Consider the following 16,939-nt stretch of genomic DNA (forward strand, 5'->3'; position numbering starts at 1 on the left):
ATGCTTTCTCATATATTAAAGAAAAATATATAAAATATCTTTCTATTTATTATTTTTTTCCAAAAAAATGCAACAGCCAAGTTGATAAAGTGCTTGGTGCAAACTTTTATCTTCAATTCCTTCAAGCATTTTTTCCACGCATTTTTTGTCTTGTTCACTCAAAGGCGGTTTTAGAGGCAAGTGATTCATAAAAACCGACATACTCCTTTGCTCAATCTTGATGCGATCAATAGCAATATAGCCAAAAAATCCGTTAATTCTATGAAGTAATTCCTCTGTTTCATGCATCAATTTTAACGCAGCAAATCCTTCACATGCGACAACAAGTGTTGCTGGCTGAAAAACTTCATCTTGATCTGCACGACGTTTCCAAATAATTTTAAGCGGCATTGTATGTTCACTGATATCATAGCCCGCAATCTGTGGCCAATGTTCTATAAGCGCTACATTAAGCCCTGTCCGTTTGCGTAAAACTGGATCAAGTATTTTGTATACCGCCTCAGAAAGAGAATTAAAGATACGTTTTTTAAGTTGTTTTCTCATTTTTAGATCATTGTTCAACCGCTTACTAAATTAAAATCATTTGTTTCATCTAAAAATTGTTGCCTCCTCAATTTATGAAATATCAACAAAATAAAAAGCCTTTTCTCACCAGAGCCTTGACAATAAAAGAGCAAAAAACATGAATTACAAAATAAATAATTTTTTCTTTTGCATTTTATATCTCCCTATGCTTGAAAGCAATCATGTATGAAATTTCTTCGCACCTCCTTGCTTGGTACGATCAAAATCACAGACATCTTCCATGGCGGATTACCCCCGAAAAGCAAAAACAAGGTATCCGTCCTGATCCTTATCAAGTTTGGCTTTCTGAAATCATGCTTCAACAAACAACCGTTGAAACAGTTAAGCCTTATTTTAAAAAGTTTCTAAAACTATGGCCTGATCTTTCCTCTTTAGCAAAAGCCTCCCAAGATGATATCATGAAAGCATGGGCTGGACTTGGTTATTATTCACGCGCACGTAATCTTAAAAAATGTGCGCGACAGCTTGTTGAAAACTACGCGGGACAATTTCCACAATCTGTAAAAGAATTGCGAACTCTAGCCGGTATTGGAGATTATACTGCCGCAGCCATTGCTGCGATTGCTTTTAACCACCCTGTAGCAGTGGTTGATGGTAATGTCGAACGTGTGGTAGCGCGACTTTTTGCTATCACTTCAATATTGCAAAAAGCAAAAGTTGAAATTAAAGAAAAAACACAAAAAATTACTGCTTTAAATCGTCCTGGTGACTTTGCTCAAGCAATGATGGATTTGGGAGCAACAATTTGTACTCCACGCAAACCATCTTGTTATACCTGCCCTCTTCAATGTTTATGCAAAGCAGAAAAGATGCAACAACCGGAGTCTTTTCCAGTTAAAGCCCCTAAAAAAGAACGCCCTTCAAAAACAGGTATTGCTTTTGTGGTCCTTAATAAAAAGAAACAAATTTATTTGGAAAAACGACAGACGCAAAAGCTCCTTGGTGGAATGACCCAAATTCCTAACAATATTGGCATAAACAACGAAAATGGGCTACAAAACGCACCCTTTACTGCCAATTGGCAATTCAAAGGACAAATTACGCATGTTTTTACTCACTTTTCTCTAAAACTTGATGTTTACTATACCGAAGATGTTCATGAAATGAATTGTGAAAATGGTTGGTGGTGTAACATTCAACATCTTGCCGAAGAAGCATTACCTACTGTTATGAAAAAAGCCATTTCCGTAGCACTTCCCAATTCTTTTAGATTTAAATAACCTTCCCTATTCATAAAAATGTTTTCTAATGGAGACTTTTGTATCTCTAGCGATCATTTATTAATCTGTAAAAGAAAAATTTTAAAAAATGAAATAACCAATTTTTGCTACAGACAAAAATTAAGGAGCGATAGAAACGCTTAGAAGCTTTAGATTTAAATTTCAGGATCTATCCTTTTTTCGCTTATGACGGAGCAAGTTAGCACCATCGTTATATTTACCAGCTCCCTCAACATCCCTTGGTACGTGAAACGGATTATAAGAGGTACTTTTAGTTCTTTCGTTAACAATTTTTATTCACACGCCAACCCCGTTTATGACATGCAAGAAAGTAATTTTCATCGATTCAATATGGAACAAATTTGAAATAAGAAAACTTGACGATATTCCGAGGGCAATTCGATATGAGTTGCGCTAAATTATCTTTATAATCAATATATTATATGCACTTTACAGATGTACGTATTCAAAAAAGCACTTAATTTTGAACTTCTGAATGAACCTTTTAATTCTGATATTTCATTTTTATAAGCTTATATTGAAATTTTACTGTTTTGGAACTAAAATGAGAACATAGATTGAAAATTTCTCATTTTAATTTCTTCTAAAAGAAGCATAAAATACTCGCTTGTCGCTTACAAGCGAGATTTAGTGTGTCAATAAAAAACATCTAAGAAAGGCTAAAACACCCTCACGTCCATCTCAATCAAGATCAGGTATATTGGTGGTCAATAGAATGAAGCGATCAGCTTAGTTCATAAAACACCCGTTTTTAACATTTGTGAACGTATGATCATTCTTAAATGATCTATGGACTTCAACCGTCCATTTTCCTCATAATACCAAAAGGTCCAACCATTACAACTCTGCGAATCTTGAGCCTTTCTTCCCATTGCGTGAATTGAGCCCGCTTCACCACCATGCATAATCGTACCATCAGCTCTTACAATAGCAGATACTTGCTTCTTACGATCATACAGAACTTCTCCAGGATAGAGTAAACCTGCTTCAAGCAAACTGTTGAATGCTACGCGCGGTTCTGCTTTTTTTCTATCCAAAATCGCTAGTTCTGGTTGCGCTAAAGGTTGAACCGCCGCAATTCTCTCACATGCTGCATCGATGTAATCTTGCTCGCGTTCAATCCCAACAAAATCACGCCCTAAAAGCTTGGCAACAGCACCTGTTGTTCCCGAACCAAAAAACGGATCGAGAATAACATCACCAGGTTTACTAGAAGCCATAATAATACGCGCTAATAACGCTTGCGGTTTTTGTGTTGGATGTAATTTACGCCCCGAATCATCCTTTAAACGTTCAGCTCCAGTGCAGAGAGGGAAAAGCCAATCTGAACGCATTTGTAGATCTTCATTTGCCGCTTTTAAGGCATCATAATTAAATGTGTACTTTTTATCTTTTTGATCTCGCACGGCCCAAATAAGCGTCTCATGAGCATTTTGAAAACGGCGCCCTCGAAAATTAGGCATCGGATTATTCTTGCGCCAAATAATATCATTAAGCATCCAAAAACCTAAATCTTGTAATGCCGTCCCAACCCGAAAAATATTATGGTAAGATCCGATAACCCAAAGTGTTCCGTTGGGTTTTAATACACGACGACAAGCAAGCAACCATGCACGAGTAAAAGCATCATAAGCAGCAAAACTCTCAAACTGATCCCATGCATCATCAACCGCATCAACAAGCGAATGATCTGGACGGTATAAAGCTCCATCCAATTGCAAATTATAGGGTGGATCCGCAAAAATCATATCAACAGAATGTTTTGGAAGTTTTTCTAAAACGGAAACACAATCTCCTTTAAAAATTTTATTGCGCCATGGCATTTGTGAGGGAGTACGAAGGAAATCTTTTTGAAGCTGAATAACTGTCATGAAAAACCCAACAAAATTAACTGAATTTGCCCTATAATCAACCAAAATAGTTTATAGGCCCGCATTACCCATCTATATTTACAAAATAGCGTAAACGTATCGTTAAAGTTCTACAAAATTGATGATTGTTTTTGTTTTTTTAGTAAAAAAAAACTTTCATATGAATGAAACCTTAATTTTTTTTTCAATGTACTGTTCCCATATCTTTTATTTCGTAAAAGAATTAAGAATCATTTTCAAAGCGTATTTTTATGAAATAAGATCTTCTCAATATCGTTTTCATGAAAGTTGTCCATCTCGTAACATGTAAAGGAATATCTTATGCCTCAGATAGATCTTATTATTTTTGATTGTGACGGAGTTCTCGTCGACTCTGAATATCTTGCAGCAAAAATTGGATCTCAATTGCTCAAACAAACAGGATATGAAATATCACCCGAAGAATTGAGTGAGCGTTTTGCAGGGCTTATCTTTCGCGATATTCTTAAACACGTTGAACAGGAAACAGAAAAACCTATTTCTGCTCATCTCATAGATCAAATGACTAATATTTTTCGTACACAAATAAAAACTAAATTACGGGCTATTGATGATGTAAGAGAAGCTGTAGAAATTATCCAAACACGCTATCCCTACTGTATCTGCTCTAATGCAAAAAGCGTAGATATAAAAGAGATGCTCATCACGGTTGATCTCTATGACCTTTTTGAAGGTAAAATATTTTCAGCACCTGAAGTTGGAACAAAAAGAACGAAACCGGCCCCTGATGTTTTCCTTTTTGCCGCACAACAATTACAGGCAGAGCCCCAAAACACTATCGTTATAGAAGATTCACTTCATGGTGTACACGCAGCCATAGCAGCAGGCATGCGTGTCATCGGCTTTACGGGAGGATCACATAGCTATCTTGGCCACTCTAATGCACTTGCAGAAGCTGGTGCAGAAACAGTTATTGCAAAACATGCTCATTTAGGAGAAGTCTTAGAAGCAATGGCAGTATGGCGAGATCTATTATAAAAAATCTCTTGAATATATCAATTTGTAAACTCTTGTAAGAAGCATTTTTATTCAAATGTCCTGCTCTTCTCGCTGCTCCTTTTATAATAACTTCAATAAATGCGTAATTCACGACACGGGTGAATTGCATCTCAATGTGAAGGAAAAATATAGCGCCTCATTGAAATCATAAGTCTGTTAACCATTGCACGTGCTTTAAAAAAAGCCAAAAACAGGGGTGCCAACTCATGAAAATTAAACCCTGCTTATCTATCTCAACTCCGATATCCCACTCCCAACCTCAGCAGCTCATCCTGATAAATTATTATATTTGTCAAAAAAGGAATATTACGATGCCTTGCTCGATAAGATGTGAGAATTGCTAGCCTCTTTCATCTGATCAAAAAAATCACATACTATGGTAAAATTGTAAGGGATGTGCCTATTAATCATGGAAAAAATATTAAAATTCGCGGAATCTATGGAACACAAGACTTTATTGAAAATGACAAATGCGTCCTTGTTGAGTTACAAAGGCTTATATTTACTCAATCCAAATCTCATAAACTTGTTGAAGGCTTATTTACTTTGCTGCTTAAATAGTATTTTAACAGCATCAATTGGTACAACCTCCCTAAGATTACAAAAAACAAAAAGAATACACTCTTATGAAGATGTGCATTTTATAAAAAATATTTCATACCAAGTAATTTACAGACAATATATTGATTTATAATCATAATTTATCATGATTCAAATTAAGCAAAAAAACCGAATATTGTAAGATTCTCTCATTTCAAACCTAGATATGCTGAATTAAATAAATAAAGAAATAAAAATGCCTTTTAATGAATCATCTCAAAAGGCAAAAATTGTAGCAACATTAGGAGCGAGAAAAGTGTATGGCAATGCCATCTTTCTTCTTTATAAACGTCAAAAATTCTGATGCCCTAAGAATTTTATATTATGGGGGCTTTATCATCATATCTATCATTGCAAAATAGGCTTGAGTACCTTGAGAACGGTTTCTTTAAAAAAGCACATAAATATGAAACATATAATCATGTTAAACAAGCGACAGCGATACCAATAGTTGCTTAAAATTTTCCGAAAGCACTTAATAGCCTTTTTAAATAAGCAATGAAATCAGATCTTTTCAAAAGTAATCCACTTTCTAAAAATAAAAGCGGCTTTTCAGTTTGGAAAGAAGAAAGTGTTGAAAATATTATCTAATGCTGATCTTTCGGCACTCATAAATATGTCTAAATTATATTCTTCTATACACTGCCTTGCATCATAGTAATATGCTGTTCACATTGGCGATAAAAAGATAATATCATTTATCTCTATCCAATTCGAGCTCTACTTTACACTATGAGAAAATTGTACATTTTTTAGTATCTATAACATATTATTATCTATAAGATAAATGTATATATTTAATAGTAAAGTAAGAATTATTATTCTGATATCACGATGCAATTAAATAACCATTGAATAATAATTTAATAATATCTATAGAACACACATTCTACAATAATGACTATCTATAATAAATACTATAAATAATAAAATTTTAGCGTGTCCATTCATATTTTAATTGTTAATAATATTTTTATAACCACATCATAATTTTCATTTTTTCTATTATACTATCGATAATAAATAATTTTTTATATATTTAATATGTAAAAATTTTGATCAATTTTATTATCTATAAATGTATTTAAAAAATATATTAATGTCATTTTATAAAAATTATACGATAACCATATGTTATTTTATATATAACACATAATAAAATATTGTATAAAGTTTTTAAAAAATATAATTTGTAATTATGACTGTTACTTTTTTACAATAACGTTTATAAAAAATTATAGTTATATTTTTATATGTATTTTTATTATTGACTAAAAATACATATTGAACTATATGGCTTGTATATAGTGTGATATACATAAACATTATGTATATTTCTTACATATATAACTTAAAAATATTTGAGGTAAAGTTATGGTAAAAATATTTAAAAATTATATTTTAAGCATTTTTATAGTGAGCACTTTTTTTATTTCACAAACTGTAAATGTTAATGCAAACTATTTGAAAAACGATACTCCAAAAGAGGAATTTTCTGTTTTCCCAATGGAACAAGTAAAATATGCGAAATCCGATGTAGTTTCTACGACTGCTTTCTATGCTCCGTCTGTAAATTATCAAACAGAACATGGAACAATAGGTGAAGGAAAATTTGAAAAGGTCGTTGAGCCTATGACTATAGGAATGGGGCTATTGTTTACTGGACATGTAATGAGCTTTATAGGATCGATAATAAGTTGGATAAAGGACATAGTATTGATGTTCAAATAATTCAACCTCGTCTAGAACTCTATAATAATAGCTTTATTATGTGGCTATAATTCATTGTAAATAATTACATAATGAAGCTCATTATGCTACAAAATATAAATGTTGTAGATTACATCCAAATATCCAAAGTATAAATTAAGTATAAATTTACGCATATATATTGAATAGTATAAATATTTGAGGTAAATTATGATTAAATTATTTAAAAATCATATATTAAGTATTTTCATTATTTCTGCCTTTTCTCTTTCTCAGGTTGTAAATGTGCATGCAAACTCTTTACAAAATAGTACTCATCGTGAGAATATTTTTGTTTCTGCAATAGAACAGAAAAGAAAGGATGCAGTCCATACCGTTTCTCTCTATAGACCTAGTCTAAATCGTGGAGTGGGTAATGAAGCTACTATTGAAGGAAAATTTGAAAAGGTTGTTGAACCTCTTACACTCGGGGCTTTTGGTATGGGGATGGCACTTGGATATGCATCAAGTACGATAGGCATGTTTTTAGGATGGATAATAAGTAAAATAATATTGTATTTTAAATCTCGTTAAAATTGAAATTTCATCAGAATAAGACCTTCTCATATGAAATATAAACTATGAACATATTCCGTGTTTATCCATTGTTGATGACAAAAACTAATGAATTATCACACTAAGAGTGAAAAAAGCTTTAAATGCTTCTGTTTCTCTCAATGTGCACTAATTCTGCCGATGCATCTATTCAATTCAGATTAAAATAAAAGTATTGGTGGTAAACTATGATTAAAGTATTGAAAACTTACGTATTAAATATTTTTATAGCAGTTGCTTTTCTGCTTTCACAAGTTATAAATGTTCATGCCAATCATTTGAAAAATGATACTCAATGGGAAACTGTCTCTTTAATAGAACAAGGAAAGAAAAAAGCTATCGATATAGCTGCTCTTTATGTCCCAAGTTTCACTCATAAAGCAAAAAGTGAATCTGCCTTTGAAGGAAAATTTGAGAAAGTGTTTGAACCAATTACGCTAGGAGTTTTTTCTACAGTAGGAGCTTTGGGTTTTGGATTCTTGACTGGATCTGTTATGGCCATATTTAGCGGGATAATCGGATGGGCAATAGGAAAAATTAAAGGCAAATAATTCAAAGATACTTAGTTATTTTTTTCTATTTAAAATGAAAATACTTTACAGCCTGCTTCCCATCATTTAGCAGGCTGTTGTATGTTTTCTATGGATAAACTTTAGGTTACCATACTGTATAGCACAAATATAATATCTATTATTACACAAAGTGATAAATTAAGCTAAAAAAGATTATTCAAAGTATAGATTTGCGCACGAAATGCCATAAAATTACCTTATAAATCTTCCAATGTGAGTTCTGAGATGTATCATTTTAACATTCAGTTTAGCAGATTTAATTGTTACAAAGTATTAAGAGCATAAAATAACTATGAATGATTGAGTTTTATACAAAAGTTCTTCAATAAATACCATTCTATCTATTTAATTTTATTATTTAAGAAGGTGTACAAGTGAAGATACGTTGTAAAATTTAAGTGAATGAATAATAGAGAAAAAAATTTTGACTGTAACAGATTTTCTGTGAACATTTGGCGTTTATATCTCAAAAATAAAAATGCTTAAGGCTATTTCCTTTCATTATTGAATTAAAAAGAAGAAAAGAAGCTCTATCCATTTAATAATTTAAATATTATGAAAAACGTGAAATAAATAACTTCATCAATTTGCCAGAAATAAAAAAAGGATAAGACTTATGGAATATATCAGCACGAGAGGTGAAGCTCCTGCTTTAAGCTTTACGGAAACAATCATGACAGGGTTGGCAAGTGATGGGGGACTTTATTTGCCAGATAAATTTCCTCAGCTATCATTTGATGCGTTACGAGCACTTCGTGGTCAGTCCTATACAACAATTGCTAAAACTATTCTGTGGCCCTTTGTGAATAACGAAATCGAATATACAGCTTTTGAAAATATGATCGCTGAATCTTATGCAACCTTTCACCATCCAGCAATCTGTCCGTTACGACAAACTGGAGCAGATGAATTTATCCTTGAACTCTTTCATGGTCCTACTTTAGCTTTTAAAGATGTAGCAATGCAGTTTCTTTCTCGACTGATGGATTATGTTTTGACTGAAAAAAATAGATGTGCAACGATTATTGCTGCAACATCAGGTGATACAGGAGGAGCTGCAATACAGGCTTTTGCTGGAAAAGAACACTCAGATATTTTTATTTTATTTCCTAAAGGACGTGTATCGCCTGTTCAACAACGGCAAATGACAACCAATCATTGTTCCAATGTTCATGCCATTGCCATTGAAGGAAATTTTGATGATTGCCAAGCTCTTGTCAAAGCAATGTTTAATGACCACAATTTTCGTAAAAAAAGAGCACTTTCAGGTGTTAATTCTATAAATTGGGCGCGTATCATGGCGCAAATTGTTTACTATTTTTCATCTGCACTTTCTTTAGGAGCACCTGATAGAGCTGTTTCATTTACTGTTCCTACTGGAAATTTTGGTGATATTTTTGCAGGTTATGTCGCAGCCCGTATGGGATTACCCATTGCTCAACTGGTCATCGCAACGAATGATAACGACATCCTTGTACGTACATTGACCAGTGGTACTTACAAAACACAACCAATAGTCCATACAACATCACCTTCTATGGATATTCAGGTCTCTTCTAATTTTGAACGTTTGCTCTTTGAAAGTGGCAATCGTGATCCAATGTGGATTCGCAATGCAATGGAAAACTTGAAAAAAACGGGTCTCTTTACTCTTGATGAAAAGCAACTCAAAAATATTCGTTCCCTATTTTCCGCTGGAAAAAGCAACATGGCTGCAACAGCTCAAACAATTGATAGTGTCTATAAGGAAAGTGGCTATCTTGTTGATCCACATACAGCGGTCGCTCTTCAAGTAGCGCGTGAAAACAAAAAACCGCATATTCCAATGATCGTTCTTGCCACGGCTCATCCAGCTAAATTTCCTGATACTATTAAAAGTGCTTGTGGCCTTCATGCTCCATGGCCATCTCATCTCAATGATGTAATGAAACACGAAGAACATTTTATAAATCTTGCTAATGATGAAAAAATAGTAAAAGATTATATTTCTTTAAAATCGCGTGCATCTTATTAAAGTTAGCTGCATTAATTTAAATCAAGAATATTCTGATACCCTTACAATGAGGTATTTAGCTTATTTAATGGAGTTCTAAATACATGGATGTAGATATATGTCGCCTTAGTAATGGTTTGACTATCGCCACACATACAATGCAACAAATTGATAGTGTTGCCCTCGGAATATGGGTTAAAGTGGGCTCACGCAATGAAACCTCCACACAGCATGGTATTGCTCATCTTCTTGAGCATATGGCTTTTAAAGGAACCGAAAACCGTACTGCTTTTCAAATTGCAACCGATATTGAAGATGTTGGCGGTGAAATCAATGCTACAACCAGTATTGAAACAACAGCTTACTTTGCACGTGTTCTTAAAAGCGATATCCCACTTGCTATAGATATTTTAGCCGATATTTTAATGCATTCAAAATTTGACGACGATGAACTAGAACGAGAAAAACAAGTAATCTTTCAGGAAATTGGTGCTGCCCATGACACTCCTGATGATATTGTTTTTGATCACTTTACAGAAACAGCCTTTCGTCATCAATCCCTTGGACGCTCTATTTTAGGAACAGCTAAAACTATTCAATCATTTACATCTACTGATCTCCATGATTTCATCAATAAACAATATAGTGCAGATCGTATGATTGTCGTTGCTGCAGGAGCTGTAAAGCACGAAAGTTTCTTGCGAGAAGTTGAAAGTCGTCTTGGTACTTTTCGCTCCCATTCAACCGCACCTTTTACTAATCTTGCAAATTATGTCGGTGGCGACTTTCGTGAATATCGCGATTTAATGGATACACAAGTTGTTCTAGGGTTTGAAGGACGTGCTTATCACGCGCGTGATTTTTATGCAGCCCAAATTCTTTCTATCATTCTTGGTGGTGGTATGTCTTCACGTCTTTTTCAAGAGGTAAGAGAGAAACGTGGATTATGCTATTCTATTTATGCTTTTCATTGGGGATTTTCAGATACTGGGCTTTTTGGTGTTCACGCAGCTACCGGACAAGAAGGGCTCAAAGAACTTATTCCTGTGATTCTTGATGAACTTTCCAAGGTCAGCAAAAATATTCACGCCAACGAACTGCAACGAGCACAAACGCAATATCGTGCAAATCTGACAATGTCACAGGAAAATCCCTCTAGTCAAGCACATCTCATTGCTCGCCAAATACTCCTTTATGGTCGACCAATTCCAATATCGGAAACAATTGAACGCCTCAATCTCATCACTCCTAAAAGATTAACTGATTTAGCACATCGTCTTTTTACAAACTCCACTCCAACACTAACTGCTGTCGGACCTGTAGGACCCCTCATAAATTTTGATGATTTAACGTCAACTCTTTCATACAAGCTAAAGTAAAAACTTCTTTTCAAAGCAGCATCACAATAACATCACATATTTTATCATAAAATTTACCACAAAAGCTCTCCTCATTAAATAAGTTTTGGAAATATTGGGCAAATAGGCGTACAAAACTACCCAATTCATACTTCATGTGATAAAGATTCTAATAAGTGAAGGTATATCCGTGAAATCTGGAAATTCATGGTTTAACTTTGCCCTTTTAAAATATAAAACTTCATTCGCTTCAGGTTCCATTGAAGCAAATGGGTGTGTGGTCTATTTGTATATAAAATCACATAACTTAAGAAAAAGTGATAACAATTTATTATGTAAATAAATTATAAAAGGTGGACGTTTTTTCTCAAAAGTCGAAATGAAAATTAAACATCCTAAAATATTGAGAGTGGGACATTGTGAAGAGTTTGCGTAAAATAATTGACATCATTTTCATTGTAGTCGTTAGTTCTTTTGTCCATCTTACATCAGCACAAGCAATTGAACCAGTTAAAATTTCTTCTCAAGATGCTGCTCTTGATCTCTCAAAAGCAATTGAAATTCACCATACAAACAACTCTATTTTTCAAACAAGTACAGCACCAGGACCAGATGGTATTGTATGGCGTATTGAAGTGCAGGCAAAAAATGAAAAATTTTCCGGAAATTGGGCAGTTTTTTCTCTTGCAAATCCAACAGATGAACAAGTTGATCGTCTCATCGTTGCCCCCCATTACCGCATGGCACGTTCTGGATTTTTTTGGCCAGACCTTGGATCATCAAGGATTCAATCCATAACGCCAAGCGAAGGTTTTTCCCTCGATCGTCAACTTAGTGCAAACTCTGATATCTTTCGTATTACCCTTAACCCTGGTGCTGTTATTACATTTGTGGCCGAACTTAACTCTGCAAATCTACCGCAAATCTATTTATGGCAACCTGAAGCTTATAAAGATGCAATTAATTCTTATACGCTTTATCATGGTATTCTTCTTGGGATATCAGGTCTCTTAGCGCTTTTGTTAACTGTTCTCTTCGTCGTCCGTGGAACAGGGCTGTTTCCTGCAACAGCGGCAGTTGCTTGGGCAGTGCTTTTTTATATTGGTATTGACTTCAACTTTTTAAATAAATTCTTTGCAGTTACACTCACAACCCAACCAATCTGGCGTGCTGGTACAGAAGTAGCACTTACTGCTACACTCTTCATTTTTCTTTTTACCTATCTCAGCCTTAACCGCTGGCATTATCATTTTAGTTACGGTGCTATCGCTTGGACCATTGCGTTTTGCAGTCTAGGAGCCTTTGCTATTTATGATCCCATCAGAGCAGCTGGAATTGCGCGTTTGTCTTTTGGCCTTACCGCTGTGCTTGGTATAATATTAATCATCTATTTCTCAATCAGAAGCTATGACCGCGCCATTATGCTTATTCCAACATGGTTGCTCATTAGCTTTTGGTGCGTTGGAGCCTATGCCTGCATAGCTGGACATTTAAACAATGATATTATCCAGCCAGCATTAGCGGGAGGATTAGTGCTCATTGTTCTTCTCATAAGCTTTACTGTCCTGCAACAAACTTTTTCTAATGACGCTTTCCATGAAGGAATATTTTCCGACCTTGAACAACAAGTACTCGCAGCAAAGGGAGCTGGAAATATTATTTGGGATTGGAATATTGAGCGTGATCGTATTGTTGTACATCCAAACATGGCAACCCTTTTTGGTACTGAAATTCATAACCTCAATGGACCTATGCGCAACTGGATTTCAGCCTTGCACCATGATGATCGTGAACGCTTTCAAGCCGTATTGGATATCATTCTTAAAAATAAAAAAGGGCGCATTGATCAAATTTTTCGGCTTTCTTCCGGTGGTGGTTATTATCATTGGTTTTCTCTTCGTGCACGTCCGGCTATGCAAAAAGATGGAAAAATCACACGTGTCATTGGAACTATTGTCAATATTACTAACCATAAAAAATCCGAAGAACGCTTATTGCATGATGCAATCCACGACAGCTTAACTGGACTTCCTAACCAACAAATTTTCTTTGATAGACTACAAAATTATACCTCTTTAGCGAAAGCAAATATCAAAATTAGACCAACTGTCTTTATGATTGATTTTGACAATTTTCGCCAAATTAATCGCAAATTAGGCATAGCAGTTGGGGATACTGTACTGCTTATAATCGCACGTCGTTTAAATCGTCTCATTAACTTTCAAGACACCTTATCGCGTCTTTCAGCAGACCGCTTTGCAATTATTTTACTCAGTGAAACCGAACCACAAAAAATTGCAGCATTTGCAGATCATTTGCACAAAACAATTTCAGCACCTATTTCACTTTCAGAAAATAAAATAATCCTTTCAACCTCTATCGGATTGGTTACATGGAGTGAAAGCCGGTCGACGGCTAAAGATATTTTTAATGATAGTGAGTTAGCGATGATTCGCGCAAAACAAATGGGTGGGAACCATATTGAACCTTTTCGTCCTAATTTTCGCACTTTGGGTCTCGAACATAATACTCTGGAGAAAGATGTCCATTATGCCATAAAACGTAATGAGATGAAAATCCTCTACCATCCTATTCTTAATTTATCAGACGGACATATTATTGGTTTTGAAACAATTGTAGAATGGCATCATCCCACTTATGGAAATTTAAATGTCTCTGATTTCATAAAAATCGTAGAAAATGAACAAATTGTTATGGATTTGTCACAATTTATCATCGATAATGCCATTATTGATCTTATAAATGTACAAGAAAAGTTTTCCCAACAATCTTTCTTTATTTCAATTAATTTACCAAGCGCAGAAATGATTCATCCTCGTTTTATCAGTCAATTGCGTGCCGCTTTGCTTCGCCATCCGCTCCACAAAGGGCGTCTGATGATTGAAATATCTGAATTTGTCTTAAGAAATAATCCTGAACAATCAGCGCACTTTCTTGAACAAATTAAAACACTTGGAATGAATCTCGCACTCGATAATTTTGGAACAGGTTATTCGTCTCTGACCTATCTCGTACGTTATCCATTTGATATGGTTAAACTTGATCGTTCACTTATCTCAATCGACTCTCTTAAGAAGAAAATTGTTCTAAAGTCTATCATTAATATGGCAACAGATCTTAATTTGCAAATTATCGCAGAAGGTGTTGAAAATGAAAAAGAAGCAATCTTCCTCCGTCAAGAAGGCTGTAAATATGTTCAAAGTACACTTGTGACGAAACCGATTGCCATAGAAGAATTAATTACGCTCGTTCAGAGCCATTTCCCTTATAAAATAAAAACATAAGGGATAAAATAACGTGTAAAGTTAAAAAGCTTAGAAAAAACTCTACGCGTGTCCCATTTCAGAAGCAAGATAAGTTGGATCGATACCCATGCGTGTTAAACTTTTATCATACTTGCAGCTTAAATCGCTTTCAAAAAGAAAACTAGGTGATGTAGAACTGATTAGCCAACCATTTGTAGAAATTTCTGCCTCAAGTTGCCCCGCTTTCCATCCAGCATAGCCTAATGCGACCAGTGCATGTTGCGGACCTTGTTCGCAACTGATCGCTTTTAATATATCAATTGTCGCAGTAAAACAGATCTTATCCGCAATAAAAACAGTTTCTTCACAAGCATAATCATCTGAATGAAGGACAAAACCACGCGAAGGATCAACAGGACCACCATAGCGAACTGGAAACTGTTTTATTGGTTCAGAAAGACTTTTTTTGGCCACTGTCTATGATTCCTAAGTGAAGCAAAAGCTCTGGAAAATCAATGTGATGCAATTGATTGAGAATGATGCCCATCGCACCGGCATCAGAATGCGCACAAATATAAATAACAGAACGAATAAAGCGTTTGTCATTCATCCCAGGCATTGCTATGAGTAATTGTCCACCTAAAAAGCCATTACACCGCTTCATTAATCTGTTATTCTCCATAATTGACATGATAAAAATTTGTTCATTTAGCACACTAGGAAAATAAAACTCCAATGAAAAAAAGTTATATATTTACAAATTTACAAAATATCGCAACTTTCTTTTATAAAAAGCTTTTAGTTACTTTAAGCTTAACATTCATAGTTTTAGAATTACTTAACATTCCTGTAAATGCTCAAACAGAACAAAAACTCCAGCTTTTCGCAACATCTTGGTATGAATCAGATGGTGGTCGTATCCGATTAGCGATCACTGAACCTTCTCTTTCTGGAATAAGAGAAGGCATTATTGAAATTGAGCTTAAACCAGGATGGAAAACTTACTGGCGTAATCCAGGTAATTCTGGCATGGCACCATTTTTTAATTTCAACCAACAGATTTCTTATGAAATCTTTTATCCTACTCCACAGCTTTTTGAAACAGAAAATGATTGGTCATTAGGTTATAAAGATAAAGTAATATTGCCCTTCAATCTTTCTGGTTCAAGCAAAAATTTAAGTGGTGCTTTCACTCTTGGATTATGTCACAAAATCTGTCTTCCATTTACTGTTAACTTTGATTTTTCGCCATCTGCTCTTAAAAATAAACAGCTTCCTGCTTCCTTCTTAAAAAAGGCGCAAAATTCTTTGCCCCGCATGACGCAGAATGCACTAAAAATAAGTGCTGAAAAAAATAATAGTACCCTTCTTATAAAAATACAAAATAACAACAAAACCACTCCTTCCTCTCTCTTTTTAGATGGAGGAGAAATGCAAATTGGAGCAGCAAGAAAAGTCAGTGATAACGCAGAATATACACTCTTCAGTGCTCCACTCTATTTCACACCAGAAGAAATAAACCAAAAAATTTTTTATACAGTTGCTTTTAAAGATCACGCCTTAAGTGGAACATTCATATTCCATACGCAGCCAACCCCTCTTGCGTCTCCGTGATAAAAGAAAAAGCTCTCAAAAAGCAATTATGCTGGAAAACGTCCATTTTCACGATATTGAGTAATTGCTTTGCGAGCAAGGGCATCTGCGCGTTCATTTTCTGGATGTCCCGCATGCCCTTTTACCCAGTGCCATCTAACTGTATGACAAGAACTAGCATCCTCAAGAGCTTGCCATAGCTCCATATTTTTAACAGGATTTTTTGATGCAGTGCGCCAATTATTCTTTTTCCAATCTTCAATCCACTTAGATATACCGTTACGTACATAAACTGAGTCTGTATAAAGATCGACCAAACAGGGCTCTTTAAGCGCCTTTAATGCACAAATTGCCGCCATGAGTTCCATTTGATTGTTTGTCGTATGGATCTTACCGCCATAAAGCTCCCGTTCATGACCATTCCAGCGTAAAATTGCTCCCCATCCTCCAACTCCAGGATTCCCTGAGCAAGCACCATCTGTATAAATTTCAACGACTTTTTGTTGAGTTGCCATAAA

At 34.8% G+C, this 16,939-nt stretch carries 12 protein-coding genes and 1 pseudogene; 9 read left to right on the forward strand and 4 right to left on the reverse strand.

Going from position 1 to position 16,939, the window contains the following annotated elements; translation table 11 throughout:
• Positions 1–42: 42 nt before the first annotated feature.
• Positions 43–543: a DUF721 domain-containing protein gene (locus ACFIMM_RS06255; protein WP_375628293.1), complete on the reverse strand. Its 501-nt coding sequence runs from the start codon at positions 541–543 to the stop codon at positions 43–45.
• Positions 544–746: 203 nt separating this feature from the next.
• Between ACFIMM_RS06255 and mutY the strand changes: the two genes are divergently transcribed.
• A complete protein-coding gene (mutY, locus tag ACFIMM_RS06260; protein ID WP_375620664.1) occupies positions 747–1,805 on the forward strand; it encodes an A/G-specific adenine glycosylase in 1,059 nt (352 codons plus the stop codon).
• Positions 1,806–2,560: 755 nt separating this feature from the next.
• Here the strand turns inward: mutY and ACFIMM_RS06265 are convergent.
• Positions 2,561–3,649 carry a site-specific DNA-methyltransferase gene (locus ACFIMM_RS06265; RefSeq protein WP_375613050.1) on the reverse strand — a complete coding sequence of 363 codons (1,089 nt, stop codon included), beginning with the start codon at positions 3,647–3,649 and terminating at the stop codon, positions 2,561–2,563.
• A gap of 369 nt (positions 3,650–4,018) precedes the next feature.
• On the opposite strand from ACFIMM_RS06265, the gene ACFIMM_RS06270 reads away from it, so the two are divergent.
• The 7 genes from ACFIMM_RS06270 to ACFIMM_RS06300 all read left to right on the forward strand — a co-directional run bounded on the left by ACFIMM_RS06270 (position 4,019) and on the right by ACFIMM_RS06300 (position 14,867).
• Positions 4,019–4,714 (forward strand): HAD family hydrolase, encoded by a 696-nt coding sequence (locus ACFIMM_RS06270; RefSeq protein WP_375613014.1) that lies wholly within the window; start codon positions 4,019–4,021, stop codon positions 4,712–4,714.
• 1,995 nt (positions 4,715–6,709) lie between these two features.
• On the forward strand, positions 6,710–7,066 hold the full coding sequence (locus ACFIMM_RS06275) for a hypothetical protein (protein WP_375668543.1): 357 nt from the start codon (positions 6,710–6,712) through the stop codon (positions 7,064–7,066).
• Positions 7,067–7,255: 189 nt separating this feature from the next.
• The gene (locus ACFIMM_RS06280; RefSeq protein WP_375628296.1) at positions 7,256–7,618 is read left to right on the forward strand and encodes a hypothetical protein; all 363 of its coding nucleotides are present in this window, start codon (positions 7,256–7,258) and stop codon (positions 7,616–7,618) included.
• Between the two features lie 209 nt (positions 7,619–7,827).
• Complete coding sequence (locus ACFIMM_RS06285; RefSeq protein ID WP_375613017.1) at positions 7,828–8,190, forward strand: hypothetical protein; 363 nt, start codon at positions 7,828–7,830, stop codon at positions 8,188–8,190.
• 637 nt (positions 8,191–8,827) lie between these two features.
• Positions 8,828–10,225, forward strand: a complete 1,398-nt coding sequence (gene thrC / locus ACFIMM_RS06290; RefSeq protein ID WP_375631597.1) for a threonine synthase — start codon at positions 8,828–8,830, stop codon at positions 10,223–10,225.
• 83 nt (positions 10,226–10,308) lie between these two features.
• Positions 10,309–11,583, forward strand: a complete 1,275-nt coding sequence (locus tag ACFIMM_RS06295; protein WP_375681155.1) for a M16 family metallopeptidase — start codon at positions 10,309–10,311, stop codon at positions 11,581–11,583.
• Positions 11,584–11,981: 398 nt separating this feature from the next.
• Positions 11,982–14,867 (forward strand): EAL domain-containing protein, encoded by a 2,886-nt coding sequence (locus ACFIMM_RS06300; RefSeq protein WP_375606401.1) that lies wholly within the window; start codon positions 11,982–11,984, stop codon positions 14,865–14,867.
• A gap of 42 nt (positions 14,868–14,909) precedes the next feature.
• Here the strand turns inward: ACFIMM_RS06300 and ACFIMM_RS06305 are convergent.
• Positions 14,910–15,492, reverse strand: a pseudogene (locus tag ACFIMM_RS06305) (YqgE/AlgH family protein).
• 71 nt (positions 15,493–15,563) lie between these two features.
• Between ACFIMM_RS06305 and ACFIMM_RS06310 the strand changes: the two are divergent.
• Positions 15,564–16,442, forward strand: coding sequence for a protein-disulfide reductase DsbD domain-containing protein (locus tag ACFIMM_RS06310; protein ID WP_375628302.1), 879 nt, complete (start codon positions 15,564–15,566; stop codon positions 16,440–16,442).
• 26 nt (positions 16,443–16,468) lie between these two features.
• On the opposite strand, the gene rnhA is transcribed toward ACFIMM_RS06310, so the two are convergent.
• On the reverse strand, positions 16,469–16,936 hold the full coding sequence (gene rnhA, locus ACFIMM_RS06315; protein ID WP_375613021.1) for a ribonuclease HI: 468 nt from the start codon (positions 16,934–16,936) through the stop codon (positions 16,469–16,471).
• Between the last annotated feature and the right edge of the window lie 3 nt (positions 16,937–16,939).

The organism is Bartonella sp. AP258QHHD, assembly GCF_042196145.1.
GTDB lineage: Bacteria > Pseudomonadota > Alphaproteobacteria > Rhizobiales > Rhizobiaceae > Bartonella.

Bases quoted from the DNA above. Each gene is read 5' to 3' on its own strand.
- mutY (WP_375620664.1), top strand. From the start codon at position 747: ATGTATGAAATTTCTTCGCACCTCCTTGCTTGGTACGATCAAAATCAC.
- ACFIMM_RS06255 (WP_375628293.1), bottom strand. From the start codon at position 543: ATGAGAAAACAACTTAAAAAACGTATCTTTAATTCTCTTTCTGAGGCG.
- rnhA (WP_375613021.1), bottom strand. From the start codon at position 16,936: ATGGCAACTCAACAAAAAGTCGTTGAAATTTATACAGATGGTGCTTGC.
- ACFIMM_RS06285 (WP_375613017.1), top strand. From the start codon at position 7,828: ATGATTAAAGTATTGAAAACTTACGTATTAAATATTTTTATAGCAGTT.
- thrC (WP_375631597.1), top strand. From the start codon at position 8,828: ATGGAATATATCAGCACGAGAGGTGAAGCTCCTGCTTTAAGCTTTACG.
- ACFIMM_RS06275 (WP_375668543.1), top strand. From the start codon at position 6,710: ATGGTAAAAATATTTAAAAATTATATTTTAAGCATTTTTATAGTGAGC.
- ACFIMM_RS06265 (WP_375613050.1), bottom strand. From the start codon at position 3,649: ATGCCATGGCGCAATAAAATTTTTAAAGGAGATTGTGTTTCCGTTTTA.
- ACFIMM_RS06270 (WP_375613014.1), top strand. From the start codon at position 4,019: ATGCCTCAGATAGATCTTATTATTTTTGATTGTGACGGAGTTCTCGTC.
- ACFIMM_RS06280 (WP_375628296.1), top strand. From the start codon at position 7,256: ATGATTAAATTATTTAAAAATCATATATTAAGTATTTTCATTATTTCT.
- ACFIMM_RS06310 (WP_375628302.1), top strand. From the start codon at position 15,564: ATGAAAAAAAGTTATATATTTACAAATTTACAAAATATCGCAACTTTC.
- ACFIMM_RS06295 (WP_375681155.1), top strand. From the start codon at position 10,309: ATGGATGTAGATATATGTCGCCTTAGTAATGGTTTGACTATCGCCACA.